Here is a 15,062-nt window from a genome sequence, read left to right on the forward strand (position 1 = left end):
GTTCCAATACCTTTTACTTTGAACAAAGCGGGTGGAAAACAGATGGGTCTTGGAAATTCCTTCTTGATGAATTTGGCTATGCTGGTTACCGTCGCTTATTTAGCGAATGTTTTATATAAGTATTGGTTTTTGAAAACGCCGCGCAGGATCAATTACGTATTATCCGTGCTGCTTATGATTTTTTCCGGTTGGATCTGCATGAGGTTTGGCTTCAAGCTGAGCGACAATGTCATCTTCGATCTGAGGTTCGTGCCTCTCCTGATCGCTACAGCCGTATATTCGCAACCACTTACGCTGGTGGTTATCGGCTTTGGAATCGGCTTGGTTCGATTCACGTTTGGCCTGACTGAGGCTGCCCTCGCCGGATTTATAAATTTGACGATTCTGGGCATTGTGTGCGCTGGAATCAACATATGGATGCAGAGAAGCAATTTTCGCTTCGTTATTAAAGGCGGGATCGCTATACTGATCGTCAATGCGGTAAATACGATTAACATTGCTGTATTCGGCGTAATTCCATTCCGAAAGTACATGCTGGAAATTATGCCTGTCGTACTGCCGCTCGGCATCGTATTAAGCGTCGTATTCGCCATGATGCTGCGTGATTTCCAGCTGGACCGCCGCCGCTCGATTGAGCTAAAGCATGCGAACGAACTGCTGCAGAGTCAGACGGAGGAGCTGCAGATAGCGAAGCTGGCGCTGGAGGAACGGGCACAGCAGCTTGCGCTCGCTTCCCAATATAAGTCGGAATTTCTGGCGAACATGTCCCATGAGTTAAGGACACCGCTCAACAGTATTATCAATTTGGCGCAGATGATCTCGGAGAATTATCCTGAGAAGGATTCAGGCTCTGCGGATTATGGACGAATCATCTACAGATCGGGGCAGGAGCTGCTGCAGATTATTAATGATATTCTTGATTTGTCGAAGGTGGAGGCGGGGCGGCTGGAAATCGTCCAGGAGGAAGTAAACGTAAAGGAGCTGCCGCAGCTGCTCTATTTACAGTTCGAACAGACGGCCCGGCAGAAGGGAGTAGCCTTCGACATCAGCACAGCTTCCGATTTGCCGGCTACGGTCATCTCTGATCCCCAGCGAATTGGGCAAATATTGCGCAATCTGCTCTCCAACGCTTTTAAATTTACGGATAAAGGCAATGTCAGGATGGAGATATACAAGGTACAAGCGAATGCGCGGGGCAGAGGCGAATATATCGCATTTGCCGTGAAGGATACCGGGATCGGGATTCCGCCGGACAAGCACAAGGTGATATTTGAACCGTTCCATCAGGGGGACGGCTCCATCAGCCGCAAGTATGGGGGGACAGGGCTTGGTTTGCCGATCAGCAGGCATTTGGCTTGTCTGTTGGGCGGATGGATCGATGTGGAGAGCCAAGAAGGCGAAGGAAGCACCTTTATACTCTACCTGCCTATGTCTCCTTCTGCGCATGTTAAAGCATCCGGTTTGCCTCCAGCTGCCGGGGATAAAGCGATGTTTGCCGGACGCGGCATATCCGGTTAATATTTATACTAGATCAATGAGAAAGGTTGGAATAGATGATGGAAAAGCAAGTATTATCGACAGCGGCAGCGCCTGGAGCGATCGGGCCGTATTCGCAGGGAGTAGTCATCGGCGATCTCATATATACCTCCGGGCAGCTTGGCCTCGTTCCGGAGACCGGACAATTCGCAGAGGGCGTGGAAGCTCAGACAGCTCAAGCGCTGAACAATGTGAAAGCGATTCTTGAGGCGGCGGGAAGCGGCCTAGACAAGGTCGTGAAAACGACGGTATTCTTAAAGGATATGAATGATTTCGTAAAAGTGAATGAAATCTACGGCTCGTTTTTTGCCGAGCCTTATCCGGCACGCAGCGCGGTTGAGGTTGCCCGTCTTCCGAAGGACGGCTTGGTCGAGATCGAAGTTATTGCATTGAAGTAATACTGAAACAGGCAGGCCGGATACCGTAGCCTGGTCAAAGGTCACGTACATTACCTGGGTTATTGCAAGGGATGTAAGTGGCCTTTTTTAAAATGCCGGTCAATCCCGCTCTCGCGAACGCATAAGTCCAATCCATAGCGCATACAGCAATAAAATGAAGGCGAGCACGGCAGCGGTCATACTGAGTCCAGGGATGCTCTTCTGTTCAATGGCAATGGCCGCATAAGCCCAGACGAATACGAGCGGCAGCACACCGTCGCGAGGGCGGAGGGTTATTCCGATAGCAGCAGCGGTCCCTGCGGATAGCAGGATAATCCCTGCTGTTTTGGGATTCAGGCTTATCCCGAGATCTCCATGAAAGAAAATAACAGCAAGATTAACCAGCGTGGCCACGCAAATCCATCCGAAATAAATGCTGAATGGCAGCCGGAGCAGCCAAGTCTCTCCGGAAGTTGGCGTGTATACGTAGCGAGTCTTGGCATAGATGGCGGCAAGCGATAGAAGAAGGGCGATCATGGCGGCAAAGGATAATGCGATATATTGGTACTGCCATAAGAATACCCAGGCCATATTAAAAATGCAGGACAGGATGAACCAATAGGAAATGGCCAGCACGGAGTCCTGTTTTCCGGTATTTCCTCGCAGCTGATATACGATATATCCGGCGAGCAATAGATAGATTAGCGCCCAGATCATAAACGCGTATCCGGCCGGCGTGATGGGGGTATGATACTTGTCGGACAATTGCCCGGTGGTCATCCCGCCTATCGGGATCGCCATGGCCAAATAATTGACGCCGAGGACAGCCGCATAGAACAGCGCGTTCCACCAGCGGAAGGCATTGTTACGAAACATATATATACCTCCTGCGATAGCTTGATTTAGAAATGAACCAAGGATGTAACCAATCTTTGTTTATGATATGAATATACCCAATTAGAGCGAATGATATCAGGCGGTGTGTTATCATATTCATTGGATGCCGATCACCTGGCGAAGCGTTTGAGAATGGCCGGGTTATGGGCAAAATGGATCAGAGGAAATGGAATAGAAACGACGGGAGATCACCATGAATCAACGTCTTTATGCGATATGGCTGGGAGAGGTATTGTTCTGTTTCTCGGGTGAAACATCCGAATCTAAGATTGATGCCTGGGCAGCCTCGCTGCGCAGACTGGAGACGGCGGTAGGGAAGCGGCCATTTCAGCAGGCCGCGCTTCGGCTCGCCGAAGTGCGTTATCCAGCCTCCGCTGGAAGAAGCGCCTTTAAATCCGGCGAACGGAGGGGACTGATAGGGCGAACGCTGGAAGGGCTCGCACTGCCTGTTCAAGACGCATGGCCGCTGCTGCTGGGCTGGAACGAAGCCAAGATAGAGGCGCAGGGGTTTTTGCCTGGGCAAGAGCTGGAATTTTGGAGCAAGGCGGCAAAGTTTGCGCTTGAGCTCATGATGAAAGGGCGGATAGCCCCCGGCATGGCAGAGGTTCCTCTGACCGGGAATCGGCGGCCGAAAGGCCAAGCTTCGGCAAAAGCGCTATGGGGGCCGGAGCTTGACGATCCCGTGGATGAAGAACGGTTCAGGCTGTTGGCTGGAAGCATGCCGCCGATCTGCCTGGCTGCCGTCCAGCTTGGGGGAATGCAGGAGGAAGACGTCGAGGCAAGGCAAATTGCCGTGCTCTACTCTTTTATGAGCGCCATTCTTGACCATGAGGTTCGCAAAGCTGTCGGCGGATTGGGAAGGAAGCTGAATGCGAGCCGGGCTGATTATCGCCGGGGCACCTCTCCGCTGGCTGAGCTATGGTGGAACGGCCTGCTCGCCGCCGTGCCGCACGGGGATATGCAAGGTACGGTGTCGGAGCTGGCTGAGCTGGCTGAGGGCATCAGGGATGCTGGCGGGGGCGAGCCGAAAGTTCAGCACGAGGATGATGAAGGGCGGAGTCCGGGAACATTCCGTTTATGCTTGCGGCTCGAACCGGCGGAAGAGGAGGCGGCAATGCCTGCCTGGCGTCTGTCATTGTGGGCCGAAGGCGTGGAGGATCCTGGCGTTCTGCTGCCCTATGGGCTGATATGGAGCTATCCGGAGCGGGATATCGAGATTCGCGGCAGGGTATATCACGGTGCCGGCGAGCAGCTTTTGCATCGGCTTGGCAAGGCGGCCAGGCTTTCCCGGGCAGTAAGGAAAGCGATGGAATGCCCGCGCCCGGAAGGTACGATGCTCCAGCCGGAAGAGGTATTCGCCCTGCTGAGCAAGGAGGTAGCCCAGCTTCGCAGGCATGGCATTACGGTACAGATGCCCTCCCGCTGGACGAAGGAGGGGCGCCGGACTGCCGGGGTAAGACTGCGGACGGAACAGTGGGGAACGCCTTCGGAATCCGGGCAAGGGCCAGGCAGTACGCCGCGGCTGGGAGTCGAGCAGCTTGTTGCTTACGAGGCGGAGGCGGTGTTCGGCGGAAGCCCCCTGTCCGAAGAGGAGCTTAACGAACTGGCATCGTCCAAGTCGCCTCTCGTTTTTTTTCGCGGGGAATGGGTTGAGATCGATGTGAAGGAAATCCGCCAGGTGCTGAAATTCATGAAGCGCTATAAGACCGGAGAGATGAGCTTCCGTGAGCTGATGCATCTGACCGTGCAGGAAGAAGGCAGCTACTGGGACGGCCTGCCGATTGAGCAGGTGGAAACCGCAGGTCTGCTGTCGCTGCTGCTGGAGGGGCATTCGGTGCGCGGCATGGATGACAAGCCGGTCCCCAGCTTGCTGCGAGGAACCTTGCGGCCCTATCAGGAGCGGGGCTATCGCTGGCTGGTCATGATGCGGCAGCTTGGCTTCGGGGCTCTGCTCGCCGATGATATGGGACTGGGCAAGACGGTACAGGTCATTGCAGCGCTGCTTGATGGAATCGAGGCTGGAACAGTGCTGATCATCTGTCCGACGTCGCTGCTGGGCAACTGGCAGAAGGAGCTGTCGAGGTTCGCGCCGGAGCTGAAGCTGCACATTCACCATGGCAGCGGCCGGCTGCACGGAGAGGAATTCCGGGAGGAATGCGCCAAGCAGCAGGTTGTGCTGACAACTTACCCGCTGGCCGGGCGGGATATGAAGGAGCTGCAATCGGTTGAATGGGCTTCGATTGTGCTTGATGAGGCGCAGTACATTAAAAATTACGGTACCAAGCAGGCACAGAGTGTTATGAAGTTGAACGCCCCGCATCGGATTGCAATGACGGGAACGCCGGTTGAGAATCGGCTCAGCGAGCTATGGTCCATCTTTCAGTTCCTGAATCCCGGCTATTTGGGCGGCCATTCCTCTTTCAAATCGAAATATGCCGGTAGCAGCGAGCAGCAGCCAGCAGAGCTGGCGAGGCTTCGCCAGCTGATTGCGCCGTTTCTGCTGCGCCGGCTGAAGAGTGATCCGGACATCCGCAAGGATTTGCCGGATAAAATTGAATTGAAGTCCTATTGCCCGCTTATGCCGGCGCAAGCTGAGCTGTACCGGGAAGCTGCGGAGGACTTGCTTGGGCGGATCGCGGGCAGCACCGGCATAACCCGCAAAGGGATCGTGCTGTCTACGCTTACCCGTCTGAAGCAAATTTGTGATCATCCGCTGCTGGTGACCGGCGCAAAGGAAACAAGGCCAAAGGTAGAGGCATCCGGTAAAATGGAGCGCCTGCTCGAACTGCTGGATTTGATTATCGACAATAACGAGGCCGCGCTTATATTTACGCAGTATGTGCAAATGGGCAAGCTGCTGTGCGAGGCGCTTGAACAGAAGTACGGCATGGCTCCCGCTTTTCTTCACGGCGGAGTCAGCAAGGCGGAGCGGGACCAGATGGTAGAGGATTTCCAGCAGGGAGGCGGTTCCCCGTTCTTCGTACTGTCGCTCAAAGCTGGAGGGGTTGGCCTGAATTTGACGCGGGCCAATCATGTGATTCATTATGACCGCTGGTGGAACCCGGCTGTGGAGAATCAGGCGACCGACCGTGTGTTCCGCATCGGACAGAAGCGGAATGTCGAGGTTCATAAGCTGATTTGCCAAGGGACGCTGGAGGAGCGTATTGACGAGCTGATCGAGCGCAAAAAAACGCTGTCAGAGCAGGTCGTCGGCTCCGGCGAGCAGTGGCTGACAGAGATGTCGAACGAGGAGCTGCAGCATCTGATTGAGCTGCAGAATTAAATCTGCGAGGAGGGGCGTGCAGGACGATGGAACAGCCTATGGACAATAAGGTTGTGGCGGCCGGTGTGCAGATCGAGCCGGAGCCGGGCGGCTGGAGAATCACGATTCCAGCCGCCGGGGAAGGCACAGAACAGCCCGCTTGTTCTGTGCTGCTGCTGGAAGCAGACGCGCCCGGCCCAGGCCGGCGTCTGCTCCAGGCTCTTGCGCAGCAGCCGCTCAAGCTGGCTGCGCTGCAGGAGGCCGGCGCAACGGCGATCGCCGGCCTCCTGCCCAAGACTCCGCCGTGGCAGCCGGCGGAGGGCCCTCCGCGCAGCGGCAGCAGCAGCTGCAGCTGTGCGGAAGCGTCTTGCGGCCATGCGGCGCAGGCCGCAAGAGCGGGCGCGGCAGCATGGCGCGCGGCCACGCCCGAGCAGCGGCTAACGCTGCTCGGCTGGACGCGCGAGACGCTGCTCGCGGCAGTGCTGGCGGCGTGGGCGGAGGCGGAGCCCCTGCCCGATGCCGCCGAGGCCCTGCGCGCGGCGCTGGGGCCTCAGCAGGAGGAGGCCCGCGCCCGTGCGGGCGGGCCGAGCATCGCCGAGTGGCTCGCGGAGATGGCGGAGCAGGGCGGCCTGCATGCCCCGGGCCCGCAGTTCCACGACGTCCAGATTCAGCTGGACGCCGTGGAACCCCCGCCCCCGGACGCGGATGCCGAGGCCCTGGCCAAGCTGCTCCCTGGTGTGCGGGGTGCAGCTAAAGGCCTCGGTCTTGTGCGCGAGGGCGTCATGCAGCGGGCCGAGGAGCTGGCGCGCCAGCTGGGCCATAAGCCTCGCTAGCCACAGCCAAGGCTGGCGCAAGCCCCTTACGCGCCCGCAAAACAGGACAGCCGTCAAGGCTCCACTCCTTGACGGCTGTCCTGTTATATATCCCGGCTTATGCCGGGCTCGGGAAGAGACGCTTCTGCGGCGCCCATGATCTCCCTGCGCAGGCCGTGCATCTTCTTGTCAAGCGCATCGGCGGCTTTGGCCGCTTCCGTCAGCTCTTGAACGACGTGCGGCGGCACCTGCTTGTCATATTTGTAGAACAGAATATGCTCCATGCTGGCCCAGAAATCCATAGCCAGCGTGCGCATTTGAATCTCCACCTTCATCCAGCGCTGTCCCTCAAACAGCGTTAGCGGTACAGCAACGATCACATGAAGGCTCTGGTATCCGTTCGGCTTCGGCTTTGCGATATAGTCCTTGATCTCAATGATTGTAAGATCGTCGCGATGGCGCAGATGATCCAGCAGCTTGTAAATGTCCTTCACGAACGAAAAGACGATACGCATGCCGGCGATATCGTGAATTTTGTTCACCATATTATCAACGGTCATTTCGAGACCCTTGCGTTCCAGCTTGTCGAGTATGCTCTTCGGTTCCTTGATCCGCGTCTTGATATGTTCGATCGGGCTGTACCCGTTCAAAATTTTCCACTCGGTCTGAATCAGCTTGATTTTGTTCTTCAATTCATCCAGTGCGAGCTGATACAGCGTAGGAAGCTTCTTCCACTCCTCCAGCTTGCGCAGCTGGTCGTCTCCGATTTCCCATTGATACAACTCCCGTAAATCCAGCTGATTTAACAGGGCGCCTTTATCGTTAGCATCTACTCTGTCCAGGATAATCTACTCCTAAGCTAAAAAATGGTTTCGTACGTTTCGTACTGCTCCCTTATTGTACCTTGAACGCCCTGGCAAAATCAAAGCGAATCATTTGTTTAGGGGACTTTTTCCATTATAGCCGGGATCGTCATAATCAGAGTTATGCAGCTTGCCAAGGACGCCCAAACCGATGATGGATCGGCGGGTTTGCTCATCGCCGTACTGGTATAGCAGCGTATAGACCTCTATCATCCGAGCGTTAAATTGTTCTGTAGCATCGTCATGATCCGCGGATTTATAAGGGACCGGTGCGCGCCTGAACGTATAAATATCCTCTTCTGACAGCTCCGCAATTTTGTCGCTTAGCTTAGCGAAATCTTCTTCGTCCAGCAGCACTCTGAATTCCGTGGAGTCCTGGTTAGGCGCTTCCTGGATGCTGCGGTGAGCGACGGATACATAATAGGGCTTTCTTCCTGTTTTCATCCCCAAATTCCCCTCCAGCCTCATTTTTCATTCGATTAATGTCTTTATACACAACGGTTATGCAGCTGAATCAAAGGGAGGATTGGGATTTTCACTAGGCCGCCAAATCTGTTATGATAATTACGATTTCACAGATTGCGCAGTCAGCAAGCTGTTTAATAACTGAGAAGAAACATCCAAGCATTCCCGGCGAACGGGACAATATAGCACAACCACATCAAGGAGTCGGGGAACACGGGAGGAGTATGTCATGAAATTTTTACAGCGGATTAAAGATGGTGCGGGCAAGGTAACCGATAAGGCGCAGAACGCGGTTGAAATCGGACGCTTTAACACGCAGATCAATAATATTGAGCGTGAAATGGGCTTATACTTTCAAAGAATGGGCGAAGTATTCTACGAAGGATACCGTAATAAAGACATGTCGTTAGCGGAGAAGGAAATGATGGATCTAGCGAAAACCTGCGATCTGCTCGCCGAAGAACGGGATGAGATCCGGGGCAAAATCGCTGAGCTTAGAAACGAGCGCCTGTGCTCTTCCTGCGGCAAAGTGGTTACGGAAGAGGCGCTATTCTGCCAATACTGCGGACATAAATTGGGTAAGGCGAATAAGCCGGCGCAGGTTCGTGTGGAAGCGGAAGAGGAGGAGTCTGGGGCTAAGAACGAGCGGCTCAGCGATCCGCTCGCCCTGCTGGAAGAAGGCGCGCTGTTCAGCCATCTCGGTCAAGAGGAACCTGCCCGGTATGAAGAGGCCGAGCCGATTGATCCCGAGGAGGAAGAACGGCGGCTGCGGGAGCTGGAGCGGGAACGCGAGCGCCAGGAGGAGCTGGATCGCCGGATCAGAACATGGAAAGAGAATGTGAAGCTGACGGAGCATGTCTCGGCGGCGAAGGAATCTCTGCACGGCGAGGCGACCTGCCAAATATGTTCGGCGACGCTGGTAAAGGGAACGAAATGGTGTCCGCACTGCGGCTCAGAGCAAATTTAAGCAGGTATGACTGGCCGTCTGGTCAAAAGTTCACCGAGTTGTTATAAATGATGTTTGCTGCGGGGACATTTGAACCGTAGTAAATAGTAGGCGCCAGTCCGGATGGGGACGGCAGCTGCAGGGAAAGCTGTAATTGCGCCTTTTGTTTACTATGATACTTTTAGGAGTGTGGACACCATGGAATGTATCGTTCATTTTGAAGTGGAATACAAGCAACAGACCAAAGAGCTTCGCGGACTTATTTTCCTCGATAAGGGCAAAAAACCATCGGAGCAGGATTTTCTATCGATGTTCGGGGATATGGGGTACAAGCTTCGGCTTGCCGACCAAGAGAACTTGGTATTTTTGCCGACCGAGCCGAGTGCGGAATACCAGAAAATCAGGATCCGCCGGTTGGACACCGGCGAAGAGAACTATCAGACGGAAGGCGAGCTGAAATCGATCATATCGAATCTGCTTCCAAAGGATACGCGCCCGATCTAAGTGGCGCCAAGCGTCTCGAAAATGGTTCATCTGCAAAATATTTGACCAATCCACGAAATACCTCTTTATTTCTATCGAATGTATGAGTTATACTACTAATCATTGTAGAGATAGTTTTCGACAAGATTCTTCATTAGCTTCTCGTATATGTGCAGGAATCGGCCTGCATGTTTCTACCTGATCACCGGAAATGATCGGACTACGGGGAGAATTCGTATTGCCGTGCCAAGGGCGGTTATTTGAGGTTGCTCCTGACCTATACTTTGACCGCAGTTTGGCATGTCATCCCTGGATTAGGGCGAATTCTGCCAGGAGGTCCATTTCCCAGCCTTTGGGAACTGGGCTTTTTTTTATTCCGGTTAACGGTAAGACATGATGAAGAGGATAGGAAACCAAGATAACTTAAGGAGGAAGAGAGATGAAGCTGCTCAAAGATAAGGTGATGGCGGAAGGGATCGTCCTGAGCGATCAGGTGCTGAAGGTGGATTCCTTTCTGAATCATCAGATGGATCCGGTGCTGATGAAGGAGGTTGGCGCCGAGTTTACGCGGAGATTTGGCGATGAACGGATTACGAAGGTGCTGACGATTGAATCCTCGGGCATCGCGCCAGCGATCATGACATCTCTGGAGCTGGGGGTGCCGATGATCTTTGCCCGCAAACATAAATCCCTTACGCTGCGGGATAATATTCTGGTTGAGAAGGTTTACTCTTTTACGAAAAAAGAGAGCAACGAGATTACCGTGTCGAAGAAGTTTCTGAGCTCGGAGGACCGTGTGCTCATTATTGATGACTTCCTGGCCAATGGGGAGGCCGCCTTTGGTCTTGCCCGGATTGTGGAGCAGGTTGGCGCCAGCGTAGTCGGTATTGGCATCGTCATTGAGAAATCATTCCAGCCTGGGGCAGGACTGCTCAATAAGGCCGGATACCGGGTTGAGTCCCTGGTGCGCATCGCGTCATTGGAGAACGGCGCCGTTTCTTTTGTAGATTAATAAATAGACCAGATACGATATGGGGAGGAAAAGATATTTTTATGGAGCGGGAAGCCATTTTTCAAAGAAATAGACATCCATTCAAAACCTTATCGCTAGGCATTCAGCATGTGCTGGCGATGTATGCGGGCGCGATTATCGTGCCGCTGATTGTCGGCAATGCGCTGCAGCTCAGCCATGAACAGCTTACGTATTTGATCGCTATCGATCTTTTGGCCTGCGGTGTAGCTACGCTTCTCCAGGTGTGGGGCAACCGCATCTTCGGGATCGGGCTGCCGGTTATGCTAGGCTGTGCGTTTCAGGCCGTGTCGCCGATGATCGCCATCGGTTTGACCGACGGGATGGGCGTATCGGCCATCTATGGGGCGATTATCGCTTCCGGGCTGTTCGTGTTCCTGTTTTCCGGATTGTTCGGTAAATTAATAGCCTTGTTCCCTCCAGTGGTTACAGGCTCCGTGGTAACGATTATCGGGGTGACCTTGATTCCGGTAGCTTTGACGGACCTGGGAGGCGGCAATCCGGGGACGAATCCCGAATTCGGAAGCCCTCTGAACCTGTCGCTGGGCTTTGGCGTGCTGCTATTCATTATTCTGATGAACCGCTTTGCCAAAGGGTTTCTGCGTTCCATTTCCGTCCTGCTCGGCCTCATTGCCGGCACGATTGTCTCCGCGCTTGCGGGCGGTGTGAATCTTAAGCCGCTTCAAGAAGCGAGCTGGTTCCATATGCCTCAGATGTTCTATTTCGGGGCGCCGACATTTCACGCGTCAGCCATTCTGACGATGATTCTGGTTGCGATCGTTAGCGTTGCCGAATCGACCGGCGTATTTATGGCGCTTGGCAAAATCGTGGATAAAGACATTACGTCGAAGGATTTGGCCCGCGGTTACCGGGCCGAGGGATTGGCGATCGCTCTGGGCGGATTGTTCAACTCCTTCCCATACACGACCTATTCCCAGAACGTTGGTCTCATTCAAATGAGCCGGGTCAAAACACGCGATGTGATCGTCGTCGCTGGCAGCTTGCTCGTCTTGATCGGCTTCGTGCCAAAAATCGCCGCATTGACCCAGCTTGTCCCGGCTTCCGTCCTCGGCGGAGCGATGATCGCCCTGTTTGGACTGGTGCTGTCCTCGGGCGTACGCATGCTGGGGGATCAGGTAGATCTTAACCGTCACGAGAACCTGCTCATCATCGCCTGTTCAGTAGGCATGGGCCTCGGTGTTACCGTCGTGCCGGAGATTTTCCAGCGCGTGCCGGACTGGCTTCGCATTCTCGTTGACAACGGTATTGTTGCCGGCAGCTTCACCGCCATCGTGCTGAATCTGTTGTTTAACGGCTTCCGGGGGCACCAAGCCAAATCGGCATCTGCACCGGGACAGCAGCCGACGGCGGCTGATGAAGCAGCTTCTGCGTCGGCATTATAACATCTATTAGTGCGGAGCATGGTTTGTTCCGGCAAATGTAAGAGAATGACCAAGCCTGTACAGGCTTGGTCATTTTTTGATCTCGGTCATGATAGTTCGGCGCTGCTCCTACATCCGGTTCAATTGCTTCTCGGCAAGCTCGCCGATCCACGGCAGCTTAAGCCACTTGCCTTGCAGAGACGTCAGCATCAGCAGGAGCCAAAGCGCGATTCCAAGCGCGCTTAGCAGCAGCCCCACTACGATGCCGATCAACGGCAGGAAGCCGGCAGCGGCATGGGCGATCATGAGCCCGGCGAACAGCATCACGGATTGAAGCGCGTGAAAAAGAACGAAGCGGCTTCTTTTCTCTACCGCCAGGAATACGACGCCGCCGACAAAAGCGAACAGATAGCAGAGGAAGGCCGCTACATTTTCATACAGACCCGTTGAGGATTTGAAAGGGGACATGAGCATCTACCTTCTTTCTGTCAGTCAAATAAAGGGAATTGGACTGGTTCCCTGTCTCAATAGACAGTGTATGACGAGCCTGCTGCTCACAGAACGGATTGACATTAAAAATAGGATTGGCATATACTATATTACAATGCAAGATAGTTGGAGATATGTTGTGAACTTCCCTTGCAGCACAGCGTATTATCCTCAACTATCTTGCTTTACAAGTTAGTTGGATTTCTAAAATTGCGGACTGTCGAAATGCCGAACTGCCGAATTACAATGTCGAGCTAACTGGAATGGAGAAATGATACATGACGACCTACAGCCAAATGCTAAAGGGCATTCTAGAGGGCTGCATATTGGCCTTGATGGAGAGTAAAGAGGTTTATGGGTATGAGCTTACGACATTGCTGGAGCAGTCGGGCTTGTCGTTTGTAAGTGAAGGGAGCATCTATCCGCTGCTGCTGCGGATGCAGAAGGAAGGGCTGATCTGCGGTGAGCTGCGGCAGGACGGGGTGTCCGGCGGGCCGCCCCGGAAATATTACCGATTAACGGATGAAGGCGTGCAATCGCTGCGGCAGTTTCGGAAGTCCTGGGATGGGCTGCGGCAAAGCGTGGATCACGTACTGACGAAAGGAGCTGGAGGACATGAAGATTAATCAGATGGCAGAGGAGAATAACCGGCTGAGAGCGCAAATGACACAAGAGAATGAGGCGTATTTTGATAATATGGTTGTTTATTTACGCTCAAGCCGAGTCGATCAGGCTAAGGCAGAAGAGCTGCTTCTAGAGACGGCTCAGCACATGCTCGAGGCCCAGCGGCATGGGAAGACTGCTGCGGAGGTATTTGGAGAGGATCCGGAGCAGTACTTCCGAGAGCTGCTGGAACACTTGCCTAAGAGAAGCCTAAGGGAGGCGATATCGGAATATGCGATGATCCCGTGGATCGCCTTAACCTGGATGTTTGCGGTGCAGGCCCTGTTCGGCTTCATCGCCATGGGGTTTGGGAACAAGACGGGTGCCTTCAACCGAATCAGCCTTTTTTCTGTGCTAATGCTGGTTTTTGCCTCGATTGCTGTAATTGAATTGGTGTTGAGGGTGCTGAAGCGCGATAGCGTCAAGCCGGCCGGCAAAGGGCGCGCCTTCAGCCTGAAGATTGCCGTGATTTATGGCGTCTATCTGGCGGCAGTCATATTAGCGGCAGTCTATTTGCACGATAAGCTGCCTGTTATTGAAGCAGCGCCATGGGTAAGCCTGGGGTTGTTCATCGTTGGCCTTCTCGGCCAGAAGTTTATTTTCATGCGAAAAAATTCATGATAGCAACGATATTGTCGTTTTGCCTACAGCAGGGATGTGCTGCCGGCCAGCGAGGGGGCAGGTGTGAGCCACTGCTCGATAATGTCATTGACGATCGTTTTGGCCGCTTCGGGTCTGCGCACAAGATCGATCTCTCCATAAACATGGGCTAACCGCTCCTCGTTTAAGAGAAGCCCATCGATTTGGCGGATCAGGGTGCCCGGGTCATTCGCGATATGGGCGATTCCTTTGCTCTCCAGATACAGGGCGTTATTCAGCTCCTGGCCTGGTACAGGGCGGTACACGAATATGGGAAGACGGCTGACAAGCGATTCTGAGAGCGTAATTCCGCCCGGCTTCGTTACGATACAATGGCTCAGCTGCATTAGCTGGGCTATTTCGCTAATATAGCCGAACAGGTGGAAGTGCGGGTGCTGTCCGAGCTCCTGATCCAGCTTGCGGTGGAGCTCTTTGTTCCTTCCGCAGACGGCGATAACCTGATAGTTGTCTTTAGCGAGCAGCGTCTCGCAAATATCACGGATGCCCTGCATGACGCCGAACGCCCCGGCCATGATCAGAATCGTTCGCCTCGAGGGATCGAGCCGGCAGAGCTGCTCTGTTGCCATACTGGGACTTCGACCGAAATCAGGCTTTAGCGGAATCCCGCTGACCAGCACCCGTTCCGCCGGAATGCCGCGTCTTACGAGATCCTGCATCAACTCCTCCGTAGCTACGTAATAACGATCCACGCCAGGGTGAACCCAGCGTCCGTGCAGGTCAAAATCGGTAACGATGTTGATCAGGGGAAGCTTCAGTCCCGTTTTTTTCAGTAATTTCGGCATGGCTAACTGGGGGAAAGTATGAATGATAAGATCGGGCTCGATGCTGGCGATGGCCTGCTCAAGCTTCCTCATTCCGAGGGAATTGAGCACGCTCAACAAAGATGTATCCGGCTGCAGGTCCTTTGTGGCATTGTACACCCAGCCATAGAGCATTGGCATCGTTTTGAAGCTCTGCATATAGACGAACTTGGTCATTTCGTTCAGCAGAGGATGCGCCTCTGCCATCAAGTCCAGCAGTTCGACATCCGTAATCCCCGACCGATGAAAGCTTGCTTCAAGGGCTTTGGAAGCCTGGTAATGCCCCTCGCCATAGCTGGCATACATAATCAATACTTTGGGCGAGCCTGAGAGCATAGCTAAATCCCTCCCGATGAACTTAAGAATTGGTTATTCAGAAAATAAAGAATCCTAGTTA

15 protein-coding genes and 1 riboswitch are annotated in these 15,062 nt (G+C 53.9%); of the genes, 10 read left to right on the top strand and 5 right to left on the bottom strand.

What is annotated here, in order from left to right; all coding sequences use genetic code 11:
- Positions 1-42 precede the first annotated feature (42 nt).
- Both GNP95_RS15930 and GNP95_RS15935 read left to right on the top strand, forming a co-directional pair.
- Positions 43-1,518: an ATP-binding protein gene (locus GNP95_RS15930; protein WP_155611961.1), complete on the top strand. Its 1,476-nt coding sequence runs from the start codon at positions 43-45 to the stop codon at positions 1,516-1,518.
- A gap of 38 nt (positions 1,519-1,556) precedes the next feature.
- Entirely contained in the window at positions 1,557-1,934 is a 378-nt protein-coding gene (locus tag GNP95_RS15935; protein ID WP_155611849.1) for a RidA family protein, read from the top strand.
- A 99-nt stretch (positions 1,935-2,033) separates the two neighbouring features.
- Here GNP95_RS15935 and GNP95_RS15940 read toward each other — a convergent pair whose 3' ends face one another.
- A complete protein-coding gene (locus GNP95_RS15940) occupies positions 2,034-2,789 on the bottom strand; it encodes a tryptophan-rich sensory protein (protein ID WP_155611850.1) in 756 nt (251 codons plus the stop codon).
- Between the two features lie 214 nt (positions 2,790-3,003).
- Here GNP95_RS15940 and GNP95_RS15945 point away from each other — a divergent pair, with 214 nt between their 5' ends.
- Both GNP95_RS15945 and GNP95_RS15950 read left to right on the top strand, forming a co-directional pair.
- Positions 3,004-6,093, top strand: a complete 3,090-nt coding sequence (locus tag GNP95_RS15945; RefSeq protein ID WP_155611851.1) for a DEAD/DEAH box helicase — start codon at positions 3,004-3,006, stop codon at positions 6,091-6,093.
- 38 nt (positions 6,094-6,131) lie between these two features.
- Positions 6,132-6,905, top strand: a complete 774-nt coding sequence (locus GNP95_RS15950) for a hypothetical protein (protein WP_155611852.1) — start codon at positions 6,132-6,134, stop codon at positions 6,903-6,905.
- 83 nt (positions 6,906-6,988) lie between these two features.
- Here the strand turns inward: GNP95_RS15950 and GNP95_RS15955 are convergent, their stop codons facing one another.
- Positions 6,989-7,666: a GTP pyrophosphokinase gene (locus GNP95_RS15955; protein ID WP_230873861.1), complete on the bottom strand. Its 678-nt coding sequence runs from the start codon at positions 7,664-7,666 to the stop codon at positions 6,989-6,991.
- A gap of 150 nt (positions 7,667-7,816) precedes the next feature.
- Positions 7,817-8,191 carry a hypothetical protein gene (locus GNP95_RS15960; protein WP_155611854.1) on the bottom strand — a complete coding sequence of 125 codons (375 nt, stop codon included), beginning with the start codon at positions 8,189-8,191 and terminating at the stop codon, positions 7,817-7,819.
- 250 nt (positions 8,192-8,441) lie between these two features.
- On the opposite strand from GNP95_RS15960, the gene GNP95_RS15965 reads away from it, so the two are divergent.
- The 4 genes from GNP95_RS15965 to GNP95_RS15980 all read left to right on the top strand — a co-directional run bounded on the left by GNP95_RS15965 (position 8,442) and on the right by GNP95_RS15980 (position 12,074).
- Positions 8,442-9,179 carry a zinc ribbon domain-containing protein gene (locus GNP95_RS15965; RefSeq protein ID WP_155611855.1) on the top strand — a complete coding sequence of 246 codons (738 nt, stop codon included), beginning with the start codon at positions 8,442-8,444 and terminating at the stop codon, positions 9,177-9,179.
- A gap of 177 nt (positions 9,180-9,356) precedes the next feature.
- Entirely contained in the window at positions 9,357-9,662 is a 306-nt protein-coding gene (locus tag GNP95_RS15970) for a hypothetical protein (protein ID WP_155611856.1), read from the top strand.
- Positions 9,663-9,783: 121 nt separating this feature from the next.
- Positions 9,784-9,884: riboswitch (purine riboswitch) on the top strand.
- 196 nt (positions 9,885-10,080) lie between these two features.
- The gene (locus GNP95_RS15975) at positions 10,081-10,653 is read left to right on the top strand and encodes a xanthine phosphoribosyltransferase (protein WP_155611857.1); all 573 of its coding nucleotides are present in this window, start codon (positions 10,081-10,083) and stop codon (positions 10,651-10,653) included.
- A 41-nt stretch (positions 10,654-10,694) separates the two neighbouring features.
- Positions 10,695-12,074, top strand: a complete 1,380-nt coding sequence (locus tag GNP95_RS15980; RefSeq protein ID WP_155611858.1) for a nucleobase:cation symporter-2 family protein — start codon at positions 10,695-10,697, stop codon at positions 12,072-12,074.
- 108 nt (positions 12,075-12,182) lie between these two features.
- On the opposite strand, the gene GNP95_RS15985 is transcribed toward GNP95_RS15980, so the two are convergent.
- Complete coding sequence (locus tag GNP95_RS15985; RefSeq protein WP_155611859.1) at positions 12,183-12,521, bottom strand: DUF4870 domain-containing protein; 339 nt, start codon at positions 12,519-12,521, stop codon at positions 12,183-12,185.
- Positions 12,522-12,820: 299 nt separating this feature from the next.
- Here GNP95_RS15985 and GNP95_RS15990 point away from each other — a divergent pair, with 299 nt between their 5' ends.
- Both GNP95_RS15990 and GNP95_RS15995 read left to right on the top strand, forming a co-directional pair.
- A complete protein-coding gene (locus tag GNP95_RS15990) occupies positions 12,821-13,168 on the top strand; it encodes a PadR family transcriptional regulator (RefSeq protein WP_155611860.1) in 348 nt (115 codons plus the stop codon).
- Positions 13,158-13,826, top strand: coding sequence for a DUF1129 family protein (locus GNP95_RS15995; RefSeq protein WP_155611861.1), 669 nt, complete (start codon positions 13,158-13,160; stop codon positions 13,824-13,826). Before GNP95_RS15990 ends, GNP95_RS15995 begins: the two co-directional genes overlap by 11 nt.
- 23 nt (positions 13,827-13,849) lie before the next feature.
- Here the strand turns inward: GNP95_RS15995 and GNP95_RS16000 are convergent, their stop codons facing one another.
- Positions 13,850-15,001 carry an MGDG synthase family glycosyltransferase gene (locus GNP95_RS16000; protein ID WP_155611862.1) on the bottom strand — a complete coding sequence of 384 codons (1,152 nt, stop codon included), beginning with the start codon at positions 14,999-15,001 and terminating at the stop codon, positions 13,850-13,852.
- Positions 15,002-15,062: the final 61 nt, after the last annotated feature.

Origin of the sequence: Paenibacillus woosongensis (genome assembly GCF_009725165.1) — a bacterium.
Lineage (GTDB): Bacteria > Bacillota > Bacilli > Paenibacillales > Paenibacillaceae > Fontibacillus > Fontibacillus woosongensis.